Origin of the sequence: Paenibacillus sp. Lou8.1, assembly GCF_024213565.1 — a bacterium.
Taxonomy (GTDB): domain Bacteria; phylum Bacillota; class Bacilli; order Paenibacillales; family Paenibacillaceae; genus Paenibacillus; species Paenibacillus polymyxa_B.
Window position 1 is genome coordinate 152,363 of sequence record NZ_JANAVN010000005.1, and the last position, 19,620, is coordinate 171,982.

The window sequence follows — 19,620 nt, forward strand, 5'->3', positions numbered from 1 at the left end:
AGTCGAAAATTGCTGTGTCGAAAAGACTCCACGATTGCCGTTACACACGGCTTTTGGACCGCATAGGTTATGTTGAACTGTCCTAATCATGCTGTCCATCTATACAGCAGGAAGGGAGGTGAGACGGGAGCATGAAGAAACAGGGAAGAGCTGGATACAAGATCAAACGGAGGCGGCATTCCGGCGCTTACTATCATTCTAAGATGTGGCTGCCGTTACGAATGCCGAACATGCATAAGAATCCGGTAGCCCCTGCCATGAGGGAGGTACTCGACACGGAGAGAGGGGCACAGATCGGCGAAGAGCGACCATCTGAACCGTCATCAGTGGGAAAGTTTTTCGTATCTGTCATTATTCCGGCCATGAATGAGCAAAAAACAATCGGAGCTGTGATTCGCGAAGCGCGCCGTGTCCATCCACATACAGAGGTTATCGTCGTTGAGAACGGATCACACGATAGAACGGCGAAGGTGGCAGCAGCGGCGGGAGCTCGTGTGCTTTCCTTTCCGGAACCGCTCGGACATGATGTTGGCCGTCGTATTGGAGCGGAGGCGGCATCCGGACAGATCCTGCTTTTCCTGGATGGGGATATCGTCATTCCCTGCGTTAGACTCCGACCGTTTATACACGCCATATGTGCAGGGGCGGATGTGGTGCTGAATGATTACCATGGACCTGTGAATCGTACGCCCGTACACCCTGTAGTGGAGGCAAAGCATGTATTGAATATATTGTCGAATCGTGCTGATTTAGGGGGAGCATCTATGACTGGCATTCCACACGCCATGAGTCAAAAGGCTCTAAAAAAAATAGGTCTAAAGCCCTTGGAGAAGCCTCCTTTATTTCAAGCTATGTCCATCGCCTCCGAGTTACGAGTGGTGACTGTATATGGAATAGCTGTCGGAAAAATAAATGCGACACGTAAAAAACAGAACGGCAAGGACCCGCTGGCAGATGTAATTGTTCAGGATCATCTGGATGCCATTGCCTGGCTTACATCGCGTCTGGGAACGCGTGCGGGATATACGGATTTGGAGCGCAAACGGATCAGAGACGAGGTGAAACTGTGAATAGACAGTATCGCAGAGGGAAGCGTGAAGAACCGAGTTGGGGCATGAGACGTGTTCAGCGAAAACGAGGAACGACGACTTCAATGCATAGCCGTAGGATGAGAAAGCCCACACCTCGGGCGAAAGGAATGACCGAAGTGACTCCGCCTGTGGAACGCGAAGTTCCGGGAGATATTGTGTTACAGGGAACGGCAGCGGCCGTGGTCAGCGCCTGTAATGAAGAGTCAACGATTGACCGGGTACTGGGCGAGTTGGAAAAACTTCCGCTTACGGAGATCATTGTCGTATTGAACGGCTGCACAGACGGCACGCGCTCCACCGTAGCCAAACATCATCCCAGTGTGACTCTTGTCAACGTGCCGGATCGACTGGGGCATGATGTTGGCCGGGCGGTAGGCGCGCGTATGACGCAGGCTGATATTGTGCTGTTCGTGGACGGAGATTTGCCGATTCCAGCATCTGATTTGCTGCCTTTTCTCCACGCGGTGGATCAGGGAACGGATGTTGCGCTTAATGATCTGGGCAGACATTTGCCGCCCTATGCCCAGCAGGACAGCGTGACACGGTGCAAAGCATTCCTGAATCGCGTACTGCGCAGGCCGGATTTGGGAGCAAGCTCATTGACCGCCGTACCGCATGCATTATCTCGGCGTTTACTGGATCAGCTTGGCTCAGCCGTGCTTGCCGTACCGCCAAAAGCCCACGCCATGGCAATTTTGCATGGCATGATCGTGGCGGCAGTACATGCTGTCGATGTTATTAAAACAAACCGTAAGCGGACCTTCAATGTTGGCAAAGGGAACGCTATGGAACAGTTGATCGTCGGTGATCATGCAGAGGCACTGACGACGGTGTTTCAGGTAGCCGGGTATTCCCCGCTCGGGCCTGTTCCAACACGGGTAGACGTTGCCAAAGGGAGGAATGCACAATGAGTCTGACGAGCATCATTATTCCGACTTATAACGGCCTCCATCTGTTAAAGCCGTGTATTGAGGCGATTCGGACACATACGATAGATGTACCGTATGAAATCATTGTTGTGGACAACGCTTCGAATGACGGAACGGATGATTTTTGCGCATCCGAGTGGCTGATCAGCATACGTCTTCCTGAAAACAGGGGCTTTCCAGCAGCATGTAATATGGGGCTCCGGCTGGCTTCGGGTAATCAGTTCGTTATTTTAAACAATGATGTGACGGTTACGCGGGGATGGCTATCGATTATGTTGGCTGCATTGCAGAGCGAAAGCATGGTGGGATTGGTGGGACCGGTGACGAATTACGTCAGCGGTATTCAGCAGATACACGGATTGGAAGGAGATTTGGCCAGTTGTCTGAGATATGCGGAGCAGAATAATGCAAGTAATCCCTCCAGATGGCAGGAGGTCAAGCGGTTGGTCGGGTTTTGTTTGCTGTTCCGGCGCGATCTGATGGAACGGATCGGATTGCTGGATGAACGGTTCAGCCCCGGACATTATGAGGATGACGATTATTGTCTGCGCGCACGCGTGCATGGCTACAAGCTGCTCATGTGCAACGACTGTTTTGTCTATCACGAGGGGAATGCGAGCTTCTCACGCTCGGAGACTTCCTGGATTGAAGAGCTGATCGAGCGGAACTATCGTTTGTTTATAGAGAAATGGAGCATAGATCCCAGAATGTTCATCGAAACTGGAAACACTGGGGTTGCATGCACTGAACATGCTGTCGAAGGAGGAAGGAAGATATGAAAGGGGTTATTCTCGCAGGAGGAACCGGATCGCGCCTTCATCCGTTGACTACATTACTCAACAAGCATCTGCTTCCGGTCGGCAAGTATCCCATGATCGTATATGGTATCGAGAGACTACGACAGGCTGGAATCACCGATATGCTTATTATTATTGGTAAACAATCGGCCGGGCTGTATACCGATTTTTTGGGCAGTGGCAGTGATTATGGTGTCCAACTGACATACCGGATTCAAGAAAAGGCGGGCGGCATTGCGGAAGCACTCGAACTGGCAAGAAGCTATATGCAATCAGAAGAGAAATTCACTGTTTTGTTAGGTGATAATTTGTTCAAGGAAGACTTGGGACCTGTGATCGAAAGGTTCAAGCAACAGCCCCCAGGGAGCGCCAGAGTGTTGTTGAAAAAGGTAGCAGATGCTCGTCGTTACGGGGTACCCGTATTTGATCCTGAGCGCCCGGAGAGCATTACGCGGATTGAAGAAAAGCCACAGCATCCCCAATCCAAATATTGCGTTACGGGTATCTATATGTACGATACTGCCGTGTTCGATAAGATCCGGCAAATTACACCTTCGGCACGCGGTGAGCTTGAGATCACGGATGTTAACAACTGTTATGCCGCTGAAGGCAAGCTGGAATATGATATTTTACGGCGCTATTGGAGCGACGCAGGAACCTTCGATTCCCTTCAGGAAGCTGGAGTGAAAATGAAAGGACTTCTACCCTGATCTCAACGAAACACCATCCGGCCGGGCCAGGCATATAGTATAGGCATAATGCCACCCGGAGGAGTGAACGGCATGAAACGCCTGAGTATGCAAAGGAAACACAGCAAGCGGCTCGGAAAGAAAGGCTATTGGTCAGGATATAAAAGGGGCCAGGAGCAGGGCAACAAGTTGGGCCAGGCTTCGTTCGGCAAGGTTTTTGAAGGTGTCAGTATTATCATTCCGTCCTGCAATCAGCTTCAACAACTCCGTGCATGCATTCACCGTATTGAGGAGAATACGAGCCATCCTCACGAAATTATTGTGGTGGACTGCGGATCGACGGACGGGACATCCACCTATTTGCTCCGTAAAAGCATCGCTGTGCGTTATGCGCTGTTAAAAAAGGATGTTCAAATGATAGGTAGCCTGAATCAGGGGCTGATGATGGCAAAAGGTACAACTATTGCGGTATTGGATCAAAACTGCATGGTGACCCCCGGCTGGTTGGATCGGTTATTAGGGTGTTTATACAGCGATCCGCGTATTGGTGTTGTCGGGCCTGTAACGAATGGTCCATTCAAAGAACAGCAGATTGAGGTTCCTTATATGAACGAAAATGGAGCCCGTCCATTTGCCATGAGCTTCAATATTCCCAATCCGGATGCATGGCGAAAGGCCGAAAGCTTAGCCGGATTTTGTTTATTGCTGCGCAGAGAGACATTGGAAAAAACGGGCTACTGGGACGAAGGCTGCCACAGTACTGAGGAAGCCCATGTAGATTGGCTATTGCGTGTGCGTTTGTTGGGGATACGTATGGCAATTGCCGGAGATGCTTTTATCCATTATGAAGAAAGAGATCGGGATACGGTGTATGGTTTTCCTCAAACGACCGAAAAAAGCGGTTCAATGGAGGAAAGCAGCCGGAACCGATCCTTTTTTGTACAAAAGTGGGGAGACGCGGATAAGCTGTTCCGCAATCTGGAATTCAGTACAGCGGAGACGGACGGCCAGATATCAACAGGTAAGGAAACACACGTATCAGCGGCAAGCTTTTATCCCATCGGAGCGGTTGTTCAGGGACCGTCCGGTGCAGTATTTCGGTTAGAGCCGGGAAGAAGGCGGTATCTGCATGGAGTCAGCGCTGCGAGAGGTGAAAATGTGCGCCCTGTTAGAGTGTCTCAGCTGGATTTGTTGGTGCTTCCCTTGGTAGGGAAGCCGGAGGCCACAGTTTCCAGCAGCATTAATGCACCTGTAGCTGAGCTGCCAGAGGAACCCATTCCTGTACTGGCGGCTCCCGATCTGGAGAACATGTCCATGCTGCCCACACTGAATATACCGGCTCAACGCAAGCGATGGATCGAGGTATTGTATGCTGAGGGCGGGCAACTGTATCAAATCGGTAACGGCTGGAAAAGGCCGTTCCTTACTCTGTACGCTGCGATGAGCTGGCGGGCAGAGGACTACCGAATTCAGTTTTTGTCTCCCGGAGATTTGTCGGCTTTGGTGGAGAAGCAGCCTATTATTGCTCCACCAGTGCTGCACGGGCATCTGTAATGATCTGAATAGGCGCTTTTAGGCGGAACCGACTACTCGCTGCGGCATACGCTGTAGTAGCGGAAAGCCCGTAGGTAATTCGTGCGTTCCGCACGGCGGAGCACATAAAGGAGGGGCTTATGCATAACGAGTTAGATGATTTGCTGATCCACATTTCGCACTCGCAGCAACAGATGTCAAGGTTGTTGGATGCGGAACGGCAGGTGGTTGTGCGCATGGCGCAGATCATACATGAACTGCCAGATGAGGAGCCGCGTTTTGACGGAATTCCGGGCATTCTCGACAGCTCGGGACAAGTAAACAAAAGCATTGTGGCCTACTTGAACGGTATTGCCGATCTTCAGGAAGCAATGGCTGAAATGCTCGTTCGTGTCGTGAAAGAGACGGCATACCCGGAAGAGGAGTAACGTACCAACCGAGGGCAGGGAGTGAACACATGAGTAGGGAACAAGCAATGATTCACATGCTGGACGCAGCCTCCAAAATGCAGCGGAATGTGTCTATGATCCTGGAGGCCAAGGCGGTCGAAGCAGAAAAAGTGCGTAATTGGGCGTTGAACCATCTGGCCCCCCACGCATTTGACACCGATGAAGAGCAGTTGGGACGGCCTTTGGAAATTCACGAGCAGATGGTGGAAATGTTGGAGGGATTAACGCGGCTTCAGACTGGACTTTGCAGCAATCTCAAAGCATTGCTGGATCAGGATGAGCAGCAGGGTGGCGGCATGGAAGGGATGATGGGAGGAATGGGCTCGGGGGATATGAACTAATGAGCATGAGGCGTGAACGTGAGATCAAGCTGGATATGATGGAGTCTATTGCTGCCAGCCAGCACGCCGTTGCTCGGATGCTGACCAGTCTTGCGGACTTGACGCCCCATGCGGATATGTCGGCTACCCGTCTGGAAGAAACCATTCGCATACTCAGCAACTACCAGGGCGAAATCACGCAAATGTTGGCGGGTATTCCATTAAGACGGCAGGTATATGGAAAACCGACTAAGCCGTGGCTCCATGTGCCTGTTCAGAAAAATGAAACCACCACGAGAAAGCAAAGGAGGAATGGAAATGAGTACAAGGTGGGAACGCGCCACTCGGGACAAAGCCCGCAAAAGACGTAAAGATGCCCGGCGTTCCAGCATTCGCAGATTAAAACGAAGAAGAAGACGTCTCCTTGCTCTAAGACGCCGTAAAAGGGGACTTTATTCTGCACGTAGAAGACAACCTCATTTGCGGCGGCGGAAAAAACCTCAAGCTAACCCGGTGGCAGCCCCTTCTGCGGAGAATCCACAGCCCGGGACTGTTGCATTGGAGCATGATCCGCAGGCATTTCAGCAGGGATATGATGCAGCTTACAACGAGGGTTTCAATTCAGGTTTTGCCAAAGGTTATGAAGATGGACACCAGCTCGCTTACAAAGCTCAGTAAACTGGGCAAATCATTCTATTACTGTTCACCCCCGAAGCTAACAGCTTTGGGGTTATTTGCGGTTCGGCAGTTGGACGGGCAAACGCCAATTTTGTCCGGGCAGTGGCAGTCGTCCATGATGCGTTTGACCCCTCCGCATATAGTTTAGGAGTGACAGAAGTTTATCCTACAACAGGACAGGGTGAAGGATGTGAACGATCAACAAAGCGGAAATGAACGCGAAGCGTACCGATGCGGCTATCGGGAAGGACGCAGAATGGGCGGTTGCACGGCTGCTCTGTCACAGGTCGTGGCAATACAGCCTGCTGTTCGTCATTTGAAAGTGTTGTATATTCCGCAAGGTTTCGCAGCTATAGACACAGGTGTGCAAGAGGCATTAGGCCAAATATGCAGCTCTTGCGTCATCGGTACGCCTGCTACGATGCTAGCTGACGCCGAGGCTCAACGTCCAGACCTCGTGCTGGTCATGAACGGGCTGCATGTTTTTCCGGCGGATCATCTGGAGCAGGTGCAGCAAATACGAGCCCTAGGCATTCGGACGGCCATATGGTTTGTAGATGATCCTTACTTTACGGAGGATACGGCGTTGATCTGTCAATCCTACGATGTCGTATTTACGCACGAAATTTCTTGCCTGCCGTTTTATCGCGATCAGGGTGTAACGAGGGTTCACTATTTGCCGCTGGCTGCGTCAGCTCGTATCTTTTATCCCCGAAGGGTAGAGCGGGAGCATCAGCATGATATTTGCTTCATTGGAAATGCCTTCTGGAACCGTGTGAAGCTGTTCGACCATCTTGCTCCCTTCTTGGCGGACAAAAGAGTGCTGATCGTAGGTGGGCACTGGGATCGGCTGACCCGGCGGGATGTGCTGGAACGCTTTATCCGTCCGGGTTTTATGGAGCCGGAAGAGACCGCTCAATATTATAACGGCTCCAAAATTGTCATCAATATGCACCGCCCGACAGACCCCGGACTGGATAATCGGAATACACACCAGCTTTCAGCGGAGTCCATCAATCCTCGGACATACGAAATTTCTGCTTGCGGCACGCTTCAAATGACGGATGTTCGGAAGGATTTGAGCCGTTATTACCGACCAGGCTATGACATTGAAACCTTCTCTGGAGCAGAGGAACTGAAAGTGAAGCTGGACTACTATCTCAAGCATGACTGGGAACGCGAACGCATGGCCTGGCGCGCATTGTACACGACTATGCAAAAGCATATGTACTCCAATCGCATGGAAGAACTGCTGGACAAGGCGATGGCCTAAAGTAAACACCATAAACAGTGAGGAGTGAAAGTGATGACGATATCTACGACAGGACCGTATGACCCGGCTGTTCACCAGACGGCGGCAGCCTCCTGGGAAAGGGGGAGAATTGCGGGAGTGCATGACGGATACGACGAAGGATATCTGCGCGGACGTGCTAACGCAATTGTTGCGCGGATGAAAGCAGTTTTCCCTTTTCGACAAGTCCATGTACTGTATGTCGTCTCAGGCAAAGGCCTTCCGTATTCTCCGCTGGATGAGGCGGTCATTACCACGTTGCAAAGCATGACGGCTCAGGTTACCGTAACAGACCCACGTCAGCCGGTAGGAGATATTGCCGCTCAGCTCCGTCCGAATCTGATGCTGGCACTGGATGGAATGGATCTTCCGTTGGAGCAAGTTACTGCGGTACGCCAGTTGGGCATCCCCACCGCCATCTGGCTAACGGACGATCCATATTACACCGACACGACGACCAAAATTGTTACAAATTATGATTATGTGTTCACGTTAGAAATGAACTGCATGGAGTTGTACCGTCAGTTGGGTTGCACGTCTGTGCACTATTTGCCTTTTGGAGCATTTCTGACTCACTATTTCCCACTCAGCTCGCCCGCTTCGGTACGACGTGAGATTGGGTTTACAGGCTCAGCCTACTGGAACCGCATCTATTTCTTCAATCCGATTATGCCGCAGCTCATGGCTCGTAATATTAAAATCAACGGAATCTGGTGGGATCGTCTCCCGGATTATCAGTCGTATGGTGACAAAATTGAGCTGGGTCGCTGGATGTCTCCGGTCGAGACCAATGATTCGTATAACGGCAGCAAAATCGTAATTAATCTTCATCGTTCCCATCAGGATGATTCGGTGAACAACAACTCACTGAAAATTCCGGGGGCTTCGCCCAATCCGCGCACGTTTGAAATTTCTGCCAGTGGCACGTTGCAACTGACAGATACAAGAGATGATCTGGCTCGTTTTTATAAGCCGGGGGAAGAGATAGAGACCTACAGCTCTCAGCAGGAATTGCTGGAGAAGGTTGAGTTTTATTTGACGCATGAAAAAGAGCGCCATGAAATTGCACTACGTGCTCTGGAACGAACCCTGCGGGAGCACACGTATGGTCACCGGATTGACCAACTGTTGTCGGTCATATTTCCATAAGGTGATTCACACGTCCGATGGTTGCTATTTTAAAGGAGGTGAACTCCGATCAAGCCGAAAATGATGCTATTCAGCCATGTTAGCAACGTCCGCAGTATTACAGGGGCAGAGAAGCTGCTATTACAATTTTGTCTAGACATGCGTACGTACTTCGATTGTATTCTCGTAACGCCTGGTGAAGGGCGGCTGACCTCAATGGCCCGCAAGCGCGGAATCACCGTTCTGACACAGAACCTGTTCATGCTGCATGGCATGTATACCCCATATGAGGGATTGGCGCAGGATGCGGAGAATTTGCGGACCCATGTGGCGTATGCACCGTTGTTCCAGATGCTTCGGCATGCTCGACCTGATGTGGTGCTGGTCAATACCTGTGTGAACGTCATGCCTGCAATGGCTGCCCAAGAGCTTAATATTCCGGTGATCTGGAAAATAACCGAGGTCATTAACCAGAATGCGTATACGCCAGTTTCTGTTTCTATCATTGAGCGCTATAGCCAATGGGTCATCGGCATTTCGCAAGCAGTAATGCGTCCTTTGCATGGTGGGGGACTGACACGTCCGCATACGGTGTTGTCTCCCTGCCGGGATATGGATATGCCATCTCCCAAAGAGCATGTGCTAGAACGGAAAAGGAAACGTGAAAAACTGGGGCTGCGGGATTTCCATATTTGCATTGGTTATATTTCTTCCTTTATTTACGAAGCCAAAGGGCTGTTGCCTTTTGTCCAAATGGCTCTAAAGCTGTGCGAAACCAATTCACGGTGTCGTTTCTGGATCATCGGCAGCTCGGTGGACTCGGAATATTACGTAAAATGTGTCTCTTTAATCCGCCAATCTCGTTATAGCCGCCGCTTCCAGTTCAATTCATTCGAGGAATCCGTATCAACGGCCTATAGCGCAATGGATATTGTTGTAATCCCAAGTATGGTGGAGGAAGGCTTTGGCCTGACCGCCCTGGAAGGGCTGGTTTACGGTAAGCCCGTGGTAGCCTTTGCGCAGGGTGGACTTGTGGAGTTGATGGAGGCGACCGGAAATACAGATTTTTTGGTAGAGCCGGGCAACAGCGACATGCTGGCGCAAAAAGTGGGCTATCTGCTCGATCATCCCGAAGAAGTGGAACGGATTGGTGTGCGTAACAACAGTGCGGCTACACGTGTATACGGACCTGATTCCTACCGAGGTAGTTTACACCTCATGGTCAGTCAATGGGTATGTCATCATCCGCATTGGTTCCCGTTGATTCAGCAGCCGGGTGGACCTGTATGGACGAGGGAAGGAGAAGGGTTGCGTCAGGTCACCGCTATACCGGAGGGATATACCAGCACGATTCGAGAATTTCCCGAATCGGTGGTGTGTCAACTGCCTGTGCTGGGCCTGCCGCCAATCGAATATGCAGCTATTCAAGGCTTGCCACAACCAGTATCCCCTTTACCTGACTCACCACCCGAATTGCCCCGCGGCAAGCGTAGTATTCGGGCGAGATGGCCAAAGGGCCGCAAGCGTACCCGACTGCGGAATCGCAGGTATAAGAGAAGCGGCGGCAAGAGTCGCCTCAAGAAAATTCACGGGTCCCCGTTGTCGAAGGGACTTTATCCGAAAACCAAGTCCAGACAGAAACTCAAGCGGAAATTCAAGCACCGGTCACGGCGACACAATACGCACAAGCAGAAGCGAGTCACGCTCAAGGCTGGACAGCATACAAAACAACGGTCCGGGTGAACCTACGCCGGACCGTTGAGATGACGTTAAGCTGGAGCACAGCCAGTCTGCTGGATGGCTATCCTTCATTGAACGCCACAATTCAATGAAACAACGACAGCAAAGGTGGGTTCCAAAACCATGAAAATATTGACCGTGCTCGGCACAAGACCGGAGATTATACGGCTCAGCCTGATCATTCCGAAGCTGGACCGCCATGCAGATGAACATGTGCTTGTGCATACGGGCCAAAATTACACCGAAAGCCTGAGCGGGCAGTTCTTTCGCGAACTGGGACTGCGTGCCCCGGATTATGTACTTCAGGAGAAAGCGGGGACACTGGGCAAACAGTTGTCCGCCATGTACTCGCAGATGGAGGATATTTTAAACAAGGAACGCCCCGATCATGTGCTATTGCTCGGTGATACGAACAGCGCTTTATGTGCCTTACTTGCGGAACGTATGGGTTATCCGGTCGTGCATATGGAGGCGGGGAACCGCTGTTATGATCTGGATGTGCCGGAGGAGAAGAACCGGCGTGTCATTGATGCGATATCTACCATTAATATGCCTTATACGGAGCAAAGCAAGCAGCACCTACTACGCGAAGGCTTCCCAAGCCAACGAATTATACTGACTGGAAATCCGATCTACGAAGTGATGCAGCACTATAAGAAAGAGGTATCGAGCAGTGGAATTTTGAAAAAGTTGGGACTGTCGCCGGGAGAATATTTCCTGGTCACTGCCCACAGAGCTGAAAATGTGGACCATCCACCGCATTTGCTGGCTATTTTAGATGGTCTTAACCGGGTAGCCCAGCAGTTCGGGCAGCGGGTCATTTGCAGTATTCATCCCCGCACTGCCGCCCGAATCGCAAGCCACCCGCCGATCCAGCTTGATCCGCTAGTGGAATTTCACGAACCGTTCGGTTTTTTTGACTTCGTTCTGCTGGAGCGGCATGCCCGCTGCGCTTTGACGGACAGTGGTACCGTACAGGAAGAATGCTGCGTCATGGGGGTGCCGACGGTTACGATGCGCCGGACGACCGAACGGCCGGAAACGGTAGATTGCGGCAGCAATATCGTGTCTGGTCTTGATGGCGAGGTTATAGCAAACGCGGTAGCCATAATGACCGGGATGACCCATAAGTGGCAATGTCCCACGGGCTATCTGGCGGAAGATGTGTCGGATAAGGTAGTTAAATTTCTGCTTGGAGGGAAACGGCATGTTTGAAAACCAACGTATCTTGGTTACCGGCGGTACCGGCTCCTGGGGGCATGAGCTGGTTACCCAGTTACTGCCGCGTAACCCCAAAGAGGTCATTATCTTTTCACGCGGAGAATCCAGTCAGGTTGCAATGAACAGGCAGTTTGAGGATGAACGGCTCAGCTTCTGTATTGGAGATATTCGGGATAAGGATGCGCTGACCACCGCTTGTCAAGGAGTGGACTATGTATTTCATTTGGCAGCGCTCAAACACGTTCCCGTCTGTGAAGATCAGCCCTACGAGGCACTCAAAACCAATGTCGTAGGCACCCAAAACGTGATCGAGGCCGCTGTTGCCAATCAGGTAAAGAAAGTCATTTATATATCGACTGACAAGGCCGCGAATCCGTCCAATTTTTACGGTATGACGAAGGCGATTGGAGAAAAACTGATGGTTTACGCCAATCTGCTGAATAGTGATACACGTTTCGTGACGGTGCGCGGCGGTAATGTTTTAGGCACCAACGGAAGCGTGGTGCATCTATTCCAAAGCCAGATTCGCCAAAAAGGCAAGGTTTCGATCACAGATATGAACATGACCCGCTTCTTCCTGACCTTGCGTGATGCGATCAGTCTCCTGTTCAAAGCCTCGGTGGAAAGTGTCGGCGGGGAAATTTTTATCATGACCATGCCAACCTGCCGTATTTTGGACTTGGCTGAGGTGCTCATTGAGGATTCAGGTGTGGAAAACGTAGAAATTGTAGAAAAAGGTGTGCGTCCCGGCGAGAAAATTCATGAGATTTTGATGAGTGACTTTGAAAGCCTGACGACGGTAGTCTATGACGAGCAATATTTGGTCATTCTCCCAACGCTGAATATTCCTCAATTAAAGGACCGCTATAATCAGTGCCCTCCCGTGTCATTCAGCAGCTTTAGTTCGGAGTTTAATTTGATGTCGAAAGAGGAGATTCGCAGCATACTCCAAAGCGGGGGGTTCATCAAATGAAGCTGCTTATTTTGGGTGGTAACGGCATGGCGGGCCATGTTCTGGTTAAGTATTTCCAAAATCAGAGCGGGTATAACGTGTTCTACACCACCCGTGATCCCGAAAATAAAGGCGGCCTGCTGCTGGATGTAAAGGACAGCTTTATGGTGGAGCAACTGGTACGGAGTGTACGGCCAGACGTTATGATTAACGCGGTAGGCGTACTGAATCAGCATGCCGGGGAGGATCAGATTGCAGCATACCAAATCAATGGATTGCTGCCACATCTTCTCCGGCGGACAGCGGACAGTATTGGTGCCCGATTGATTCATATCAGCACGGATTGCGTATTCGAAGGAAATCGGATACCTGGTTTATATAAGGAGACGGATCAACCCGATGGGACAAGTGCCTATGCTTTGACGAAAATACTCGGAGAAGTAAAGGCCGCAGGGCATCTGACTATCCGTACCTCCATTATCGGGCCGGAAATTCGGCCGGGAGGCATTGGTCTGCTGCACTGGTTCTTGCAGCAGAGCGGAGACGTTAACGGGTATCGCCGAGTCTTTTGGAACGGGGTTACGACGTTGGAATTAGCGAAGGCGATACAGGTGCAGATGAATGAGCCGCTGGACGGACTCATTCATCTGGTTCACCCTGAACCGATCAGCAAGCATGATTTGCTGCTGCTGTTCAAAGACATCTGGAAAAGGGAGGATATTCGGATCGTGCCGAAAGATGAGCCGGTGCAGGACCGGACGCTTCGTTCTACCCGGGCCGATCTGCTCTACGATGTTCCTCACTACAGCATCATGCTGAAGGAGCTGCTGGAATGGACGGAAGCACAGCGGAACAACGTCGGCCTGTCATAGTCATTACCGGAGCGGCGGGCTATACCGGGATGCATGCCTGCCGCCATTTTGCAAAGCTCGGTTGGGAGGTAGCGGCGCTGACTCGCACTGCCGCTTCCGTCCCAGAACTGATCTTACTGGCTCACGATGATGAAAATAACAACCCAGAGGCGGAGACCCGTAGCTGTATTACGCCTTATGTGTGTGACTTGCTCGACAAGAAACGTCTAGAAGAAGTATTTAGACAGATTGCTCCAGATTACGTGCTTCACCTAGGTGGTAAAAATTCTGTCCCTGAATCTTGGCAAAGCCCCCTGCTATACATGGAATCCAATGTACTGTCCACTCTGTATCTGCTCGATGTACTGCGACCTTTTCCCAAAGCCAGAATTGTCGTGGCGGGTTCTCGGCTAAAGACGGCTTTGCAAGCACCGTATCATCCAACGCATCCATACAGCCTTAGCAAAAGCCTTCAAGAGGCAGTCGCGCTCTCGTGGGGCGCGCTGTTCGAACAATCCGTCATGCTGGCAGAGCCTTGCAACTTGATCGGTCCGGGTCCATCTACCGGATTTTGTGCATTACTCGCGGGGTATATCGTTCAGACGGAACGTCTGGAGGGGCAGTCCGTAACTGAAATTGCCCCGTTCCGGGTATCTTCCCGACATGCGCAACGTGATTTCCTCGACGTTCGTGATGCCGTTCGCGCATACGGTGTGCTATTGGAACAGGGTGTGCCAGGCCGAGTTTACTCGGTCTGCACAGGCCGCATTGTGGAACTGGGCAATATCGTAGAACGTATGGTTGGGCTGGCCAAAACATCTATTCCCATACAATGGGGGGATGTGGCAGAGTCAGCACCCACCGAGGCATACCGTGCGAAAGAGCTGGAGGACATGGGCTGGAAGCCGACCATACAGCTGGGGCAATCGCTGGAGGATATGATTCAATACCGCCGAGCTGGAAAGGAAGGAACGATATGAGACCGAAAGTAACGATCGTCATTCCCTTTTATAACTGTGCATATGTGGATCAGGCTTTGCAAAGTGCACTAGAGCAAACTTATGGGCCCCTCGAGATTATTGTCGTCGATGACGGGTCCACGGAACATGTTGATATGCTTCAGCCCTATCGTCCATATATACATTATTTAGGAAAATCCAACGGTGGAACAGCCAGCGCCCTGAATCATGGTATCCGACATGCCAGCGGGGAATATATTGCGTGGCTCAGCTCCGACGATACCTATCATAGGGACAAAATTAATAATCAGGTTTCTTTTATGGTGGAAAACGGTGCGTACATCTCCCATACCAATTTCAATTTCATCAATCAATACAGCCAAGTCACAAGCTACCAGGCAGCCGCCGTGTTTCCGTCTATGACAGAGTTTTACCGTTTTTTTCAGCAAGGAAATCCGGTCAATGGATGCACGGTTATGTTTAAAAAGGAGCTGTTTGCACATATCGGTTTGTTTGATGAACTGCTGCCGTACACACATGATCTGGATATGTGGTACCGAGTGATGCTGGCGGGATATCCATTTCCTTTTCTGAACGAGTCCTTGGTTAACTACCGCTGGCATGATGAAATGGGAACCAAAAAACATTGGCCCGCTGTGGAGCGGGAGTACAACATAACCCAAGCACGTTATCGAGATCGCTTCAGTCAGGTGTTGAGTGGTTTATCCTCATGAAGCCGAAAGTCTGTCAGGGGGGATTGATATGGTAGATACGGGGATTGTTATGCCACTGTACAAACAGGATATCGGCTATCTGCAAGCCGCGATCTCATCCGTACTAGCCCAGAGCTACAGGGCATTTCGCTTCATCATTGTTATTGACGGAGCGCCGGAAATGGTGGGACCAGCGCTCCACGCAGCAATGGGAGACCCGCGCGTTCAGTTGGTTACACTCCCTCAGAACAAAGGAGTATCGCACGCCCTTAACTGGGGATTCGATGAGTTGTTTAAAGATCCAGCGATCAAGTATGTGACCTGGGTATCCAGCGACAATGTTTATAATTCTTCCTTTATTGAACGATTGCGGCAGGAGCTGGAGCAGGGGCCGGACTCACTCGGTCTTGTGTTCTCTACCTTCCGCCAGGTTGACGCATATGGGAACCCGTTGTATGACGAGCAGCATCAACAAGCTTTGATCCGGTACCAAGGCCAGCCGCATCATGAATTGCTGAATGCCAGCATTGTCGGGGTTTCATTTATGTACAAAAGCAAATATGCCCGCCAGATTGGCGGCTATCGGCTGCAACCAGTTGAGGATTATGATTACTGGCTGCGGCTAACCGAGACGTGCAGCATGAAATTCATCCCGGAGATCCTGATGGATTACCGGGTGAATTCCACATTTAGTGTATCGGCTGGTTTGCACAGCCAGAAGGAGCACCGACGCTGGCGGCGCGTATTCCAAATCGCCAAGCATGAGGCGAGAGCACGTCGGGGCATCCCACTTGAAATGACGGTTTTAATGCCTGTCACGGATATGGCTCAAGCTGAATCATTGCTGGATAATCTGCTGGAGCAGCACTACAGCAATTGCGTGGTACGGTTGCTGGATTTAACGCCAGAACAGGGAGCCAGCGCTTTCCTGTCGATGATGCTCGATCCTCGGTTAATCGTAACGCCACGTCAGCATTATTCGGTCCAAGAAGCACTGGTTCAGGCTATTGGTGAAACCACGACCCGCTTTGTAGTATGCTTCGGTGTCAAACCTTATATTGCCGTGACGGATCTACTGTATCTCACGGATTTGTTGCGCCCATTACAGGATACACATGCCTTTTCCTACTACACAGATGACCACTCAACCATCGGCAGCGGCCGAGGGGTTCAGTCTGTACCACCGGAATGGAATTACGTGTATTACACCCACAGATTGCATCAAGCACTGGAACAGGGCAGCTTTAAATAACAGGAGACAGCGCCGGGATTGTGGTCAGCTCTGACTGAAGAACACGGTGTTCCTGTACAACATTACCAAACTGATCCAGTCCAAAGTTGGAGAGCACAACATTCGCTGGAGCAGCGGAGGCCACGTTGTATTGTACCTCATAGGCAAGAACCCCTTGTATAAAGAAGGTACGGCGGGCAATGGAGTTTGCAGGTAAGTTAACCGATGTCACATACAGTGGTGTCTTGGTATCCGGTACAAGCGAGAAAAAAATTTGGATGGTCACGGTTGCCGCATTCACTGTATCCTCGTTGACCAAATTTACAACGACATTGGAGCAGGCAGTACCAAAATCTCTAGTGTTGGTCATATATCCGGTTGTAAAAGCCAATAGAATCATCCTCTCAAAAAACAGAATATTGGAAAACCCCTGAAGGGATGCTTCTATACTATGAATCTATTGAAAAGAAAGCTTGTATGGTTGTCTGTAGGCTGTGCTGAAAAAAGTACATTTTGATAGAAATAGCATGTCCATTTATATAATGAAGGGAATGCTCGCGATGCCTTTGAATTTTCAGGTGACACCCAGCGGGTTGCCCAAATTTGAGCCCAGTGTCGCCGTTAATTTGTTGAATCCGAATATTGTTGTGGCTGTCGCTGTTGACTTTAGCAGCGGGCCCCCGCTGATTGGACTGTATCGTTCCTTGGACGCTGGGGCGAACTGGACTGATACTTTACTGCCCATTCCACCGGGATATACAGGAGCTGAGGCAGGAATGGTAGCCTATCTGTTCCCGAATATTTTCATCATATCCGCACATGTGTTTCCGGGAAATGAGAACGGGGCTGTCGTGATCTATCGCTCTACGGACGATGGAGCCACCTTTGATCCCCCAGTGGTCATTAATCCGGGCTATGGAGATTACATTAATAATGACTGGACCAATATTACGACGGATAACAACGGGGCAAGTCCCTATCTCGGGCATGTCTATGTCACGTATAACCGTCAATATAATGTGGATTTTAATGCTCGTTCTGCGGCGTTCTACCAGCGTTCCACCGATGGAGGACTAACTTGGGATCGACCGTTATTGCTTTCGAATATCCAATCTTCTACAGAACGACCTGAACCTGCGGTCGACAAATTTGGCAGTGTGTATGTCAGTTGGATTCGTACGGGGCCACAAACACCGGCTTTTTTTATTCGGAGATCCTTTGATGGAGGGGCAACTTTCAGCGGAGATATTCTTGTGTCCAATATAACGCTGGTGCCCAATCCTTTACCCGTCCCCGGTTATGACTTTCGGATATTGAACTTCCCCAGCTTGGCCGCAGACTGCTCGGGTGTGCCTTCCACAACAAATACGCTATATGCCGTTTGGCAGGATTTTGGTCAGGGATACAGTAATATTTTGTTGTCCAAATCAAGCGATTTCGGCGGTACCTGGAGTGCTCCGATCATCGTGACGGACAGCCCGCCAGGCTCGCAAAATTTCTTTCCTGCGATTTCGGTGTCGCCCAAGACGGGACTGGTCGTTGTCGTGTACTATACCAATCGCTTGGACGGCTTTAATCTGGATGTGTTCGCCGCCCAATCGTTAGATGGAGGCAACACCTTTACGAACAGTCGTCTCACCACGACCTCCTTTAACCCGAATGTCGGGGGCGGTGGCGAAGAATCGGAGCTGATCGGCGACTATATTGATGTAGCCATTGTACCGCCGAATAGTTACATTTCCGTCTGGACGGATACGCGCACAGGCAGTTTGACAATTTTTGCTGGTGTACCGGGAGGTGGGGACTGATGTCGAACGTACAGCTTACGCCGAACGGAAGGCTGGCGCAGGAGCCGAGTGTAGCTTTCAACCTGCTCGACGGTACCATTGTGTCTGCGGCGACTGATTTTACGACAGGGCCGCCGTTGTCGGCGGTATACCGTTCAGGTAACGGCGGTGTCTCTTTCACCCAGCAGATTTTACCGCTACCAGCCGGCTATGTAGGGGCGGAATCCCATAGCGTCAGCTACGGTTTTCCCAACTTGTTTGTCATAGCCTGTCATGTATTTACCTCGGATGGGTTGAGCGGTACCATCGCTACCTATGTATCCAGAGATAACGGTAATACATTTGATCCACCCGTGATTGCCCAGCGAGGGTATGGGACATTTGTCAACAATGTTGAGGTCAGCGTGAAATTTGATACTTCTCAGGTCAGCTCCTATACCGGAAACATCTATTTATGTTATACGCATCAATACAATCCTAACTTTTTCGGCGGGTCTGTCATGTTTTTCCAGCGCTCACGGGATGGAGGGATCACGTGGGATACACCCGTGGTGCTCACCCCTGGCTCCAATCAGATTACGCGTGGGGAAATCACCGTGAGCATTACAGGGGTGATTTATGTCGGGTATATTGTGACGAATCCGGTTAACCAATATCAGGTCATTGTGTCCTTCAATGGGGGGACAGCATTCAGTTCTTCGCTGCCTGTGTCTTCTGTTGTCCCGGTTCCGAGTCCGTTGCCCGTGGCCGGCTTTGGCTTCAATGTGCTGCCGATGGCCAGCATTGCGGTAGATCGCTCTACTAGCCCGAATCAGGGAACACTTTATGCGGTCTGGCAGGATAATCGGGCAGGATATGCGGATGTACTGCTCGCCCGGTCAGTGGATGGTGGATTAAGCTGGACTGCACCGCAATCGGTGACAGGAGCCAGTGCCGGGGCACAGCATTTTTTTCCGGCCATTGATGTTTCGCCTGTGACCGGCGTGATTAAGGTCGTATATTATACCAATCAAATAACGACCTCTTTATTAGACGTATTTGTGGCCGAATCAACGAACGGAGGGAATACATTTACGAACCTCAGAATAACAGACAGCTCCTTTAATCCTAACGGGATTAGTCCGGTTCCCGTCGTTACGATCGGTAATTTTATTGATGTAACGATCGTGCCGAATAATGGATTTTTTGCGGTCTGGACAGATGCGTTATCGGGTTTCCAGCAAATTTACGGAAGTAACGGAATGTAGCTCAGCGTACGAGA

Annotated in this window: 21 protein-coding genes; 20 read left to right on the forward strand and 1 reads right to left on the reverse strand. The window is 50.7% G+C overall.

Annotated elements, in window-relative coordinates:
* Nucleotides 1-131 precede the first annotated feature (131 nt).
* From NLX78_RS08860 to NLX78_RS08945, 18 genes are all read left to right on the forward strand, one after another.
* Entirely contained in the window at nt 132-1,070 is a 939-nt protein-coding gene (locus NLX78_RS08860) for a glycosyltransferase family 2 protein (RefSeq protein ID WP_254350173.1), read from the forward strand.
* Nucleotides 1,067-2,002 carry a glycosyltransferase family 2 protein gene (locus NLX78_RS08865; RefSeq protein ID WP_254350174.1) on the forward strand — a complete coding sequence of 312 codons (936 nt, stop codon included), beginning with the start codon at nt 1,067-1,069 and terminating at the stop codon, nt 2,000-2,002. The genes NLX78_RS08860 and NLX78_RS08865 overlap by 4 nt, the downstream gene beginning before the upstream one ends.
* Complete coding sequence (locus NLX78_RS08870; RefSeq protein ID WP_254350175.1) at nt 1,999-2,799, forward strand: glycosyltransferase family 2 protein; 801 nt, start codon at nt 1,999-2,001, stop codon at nt 2,797-2,799. Before NLX78_RS08865 ends, NLX78_RS08870 begins: the two co-directional genes overlap by 4 nt.
* Nucleotides 2,796-3,527 carry a sugar phosphate nucleotidyltransferase gene (locus NLX78_RS08875; protein WP_165179112.1) on the forward strand — a complete coding sequence of 244 codons (732 nt, stop codon included), beginning with the start codon at nt 2,796-2,798 and terminating at the stop codon, nt 3,525-3,527. Before NLX78_RS08870 ends, NLX78_RS08875 begins: the two co-directional genes overlap by 4 nt.
* Before the next feature lie 72 nt (nt 3,528-3,599).
* Complete coding sequence (locus tag NLX78_RS08880; RefSeq protein ID WP_254350176.1) at nt 3,600-5,060, forward strand: glycosyltransferase family 2 protein; 1,461 nt, start codon at nt 3,600-3,602, stop codon at nt 5,058-5,060.
* Between the two features lie 119 nt (nt 5,061-5,179).
* Nucleotides 5,180-5,467 carry a hypothetical protein gene (locus NLX78_RS08885; protein ID WP_013311765.1) on the forward strand — a complete coding sequence of 96 codons (288 nt, stop codon included), beginning with the start codon at nt 5,180-5,182 and terminating at the stop codon, nt 5,465-5,467.
* Nucleotides 5,468-5,496: 29 nt separating this feature from the next.
* On the forward strand, nt 5,497-5,829 hold the full coding sequence (locus NLX78_RS08890; protein WP_029518277.1) for an alpha-helical endospore appendage domain-containing protein: 333 nt from the start codon (nt 5,497-5,499) through the stop codon (nt 5,827-5,829).
* A gap of 5 nt (nt 5,830-5,834) precedes the next feature.
* On the forward strand, nt 5,835-6,179 hold the full coding sequence (locus NLX78_RS08895; RefSeq protein ID WP_254350177.1) for a hypothetical protein: 345 nt from the start codon (nt 5,835-5,837) through the stop codon (nt 6,177-6,179).
* Entirely contained in the window at nt 6,127-6,486 is a 360-nt protein-coding gene (locus NLX78_RS08900; RefSeq protein ID WP_254350178.1) for a FliH/SctL family protein, read from the forward strand. The genes NLX78_RS08895 and NLX78_RS08900 overlap by 53 nt, the downstream gene beginning before the upstream one ends.
* A gap of 181 nt (nt 6,487-6,667) precedes the next feature.
* Nucleotides 6,668-7,759, forward strand: coding sequence for a CgeB family protein (locus NLX78_RS08905; RefSeq protein ID WP_061830075.1), 1,092 nt, complete (start codon nt 6,668-6,670; stop codon nt 7,757-7,759).
* A gap of 33 nt (nt 7,760-7,792) precedes the next feature.
* Entirely contained in the window at nt 7,793-8,926 is a 1,134-nt protein-coding gene (locus NLX78_RS08910) for a CgeB family protein (RefSeq protein WP_235308461.1), read from the forward strand.
* Nucleotides 8,927-8,986: 60 nt separating this feature from the next.
* Nucleotides 8,987-10,648: a glycosyltransferase gene (locus NLX78_RS08915; RefSeq protein ID WP_069290302.1), complete on the forward strand. Its 1,662-nt coding sequence runs from the start codon at nt 8,987-8,989 to the stop codon at nt 10,646-10,648.
* 120 nt (nt 10,649-10,768) lie between these two features.
* Nucleotides 10,769-11,860 (forward strand): non-hydrolyzing UDP-N-acetylglucosamine 2-epimerase, encoded by a 1,092-nt coding sequence (gene wecB / locus NLX78_RS08920; RefSeq protein WP_069290301.1) that lies wholly within the window; start codon nt 10,769-10,771, stop codon nt 11,858-11,860.
* Nucleotides 11,853-12,839 carry a polysaccharide biosynthesis protein gene (locus NLX78_RS08925; protein ID WP_061830071.1) on the forward strand — a complete coding sequence of 329 codons (987 nt, stop codon included), beginning with the start codon at nt 11,853-11,855 and terminating at the stop codon, nt 12,837-12,839. The genes wecB and NLX78_RS08925 overlap by 8 nt, the downstream gene beginning before the upstream one ends.
* Nucleotides 12,836-13,690, forward strand: coding sequence for a dTDP-4-dehydrorhamnose reductase family protein (locus tag NLX78_RS08930; protein WP_069290299.1), 855 nt, complete (start codon nt 12,836-12,838; stop codon nt 13,688-13,690). Before NLX78_RS08925 ends, NLX78_RS08930 begins: the two co-directional genes overlap by 4 nt.
* Complete coding sequence (locus NLX78_RS08935) at nt 13,651-14,649, forward strand: SDR family oxidoreductase (protein ID WP_254350179.1); 999 nt, start codon at nt 13,651-13,653, stop codon at nt 14,647-14,649. Before NLX78_RS08930 ends, NLX78_RS08935 begins: the two co-directional genes overlap by 40 nt.
* Nucleotides 14,646-15,362: a glycosyltransferase gene (locus NLX78_RS08940; protein ID WP_061830068.1), complete on the forward strand. Its 717-nt coding sequence runs from the start codon at nt 14,646-14,648 to the stop codon at nt 15,360-15,362. Before NLX78_RS08935 ends, NLX78_RS08940 begins: the two co-directional genes overlap by 4 nt.
* A 28-nt stretch (nt 15,363-15,390) precedes the next feature.
* Nucleotides 15,391-16,593, forward strand: coding sequence for a glycosyltransferase (locus NLX78_RS08945; protein WP_254350180.1), 1,203 nt, complete (start codon nt 15,391-15,393; stop codon nt 16,591-16,593).
* Here the strand turns inward: NLX78_RS08945 and NLX78_RS08950 are convergent.
* Nucleotides 16,586-16,963: a hypothetical protein gene (locus NLX78_RS08950; RefSeq protein ID WP_029518289.1), complete on the reverse strand. Its 378-nt coding sequence runs from the start codon at nt 16,961-16,963 to the stop codon at nt 16,586-16,588. The genes NLX78_RS08945 and NLX78_RS08950 overlap by 8 nt on opposite strands.
* A gap of 136 nt (nt 16,964-17,099) precedes the next feature.
* Between NLX78_RS08950 and NLX78_RS08955 the strand changes: the two genes are divergently transcribed.
* Together NLX78_RS08955 and NLX78_RS08960 are read left to right on the forward strand one after the other, a co-directional pair.
* Nucleotides 17,100-18,380 (forward strand): sialidase family protein, encoded by a 1,281-nt coding sequence (locus tag NLX78_RS08955; protein ID WP_254350181.1) that lies wholly within the window; start codon nt 17,100-17,102, stop codon nt 18,378-18,380.
* Nucleotides 18,380-19,606 (forward strand): sialidase family protein, encoded by a 1,227-nt coding sequence (locus tag NLX78_RS08960; RefSeq protein ID WP_254350182.1) that lies wholly within the window; start codon nt 18,380-18,382, stop codon nt 19,604-19,606. The genes NLX78_RS08955 and NLX78_RS08960 overlap by 1 nt, the downstream gene beginning before the upstream one ends.
* Nucleotides 19,607-19,620: the final 14 nt, after the last annotated feature.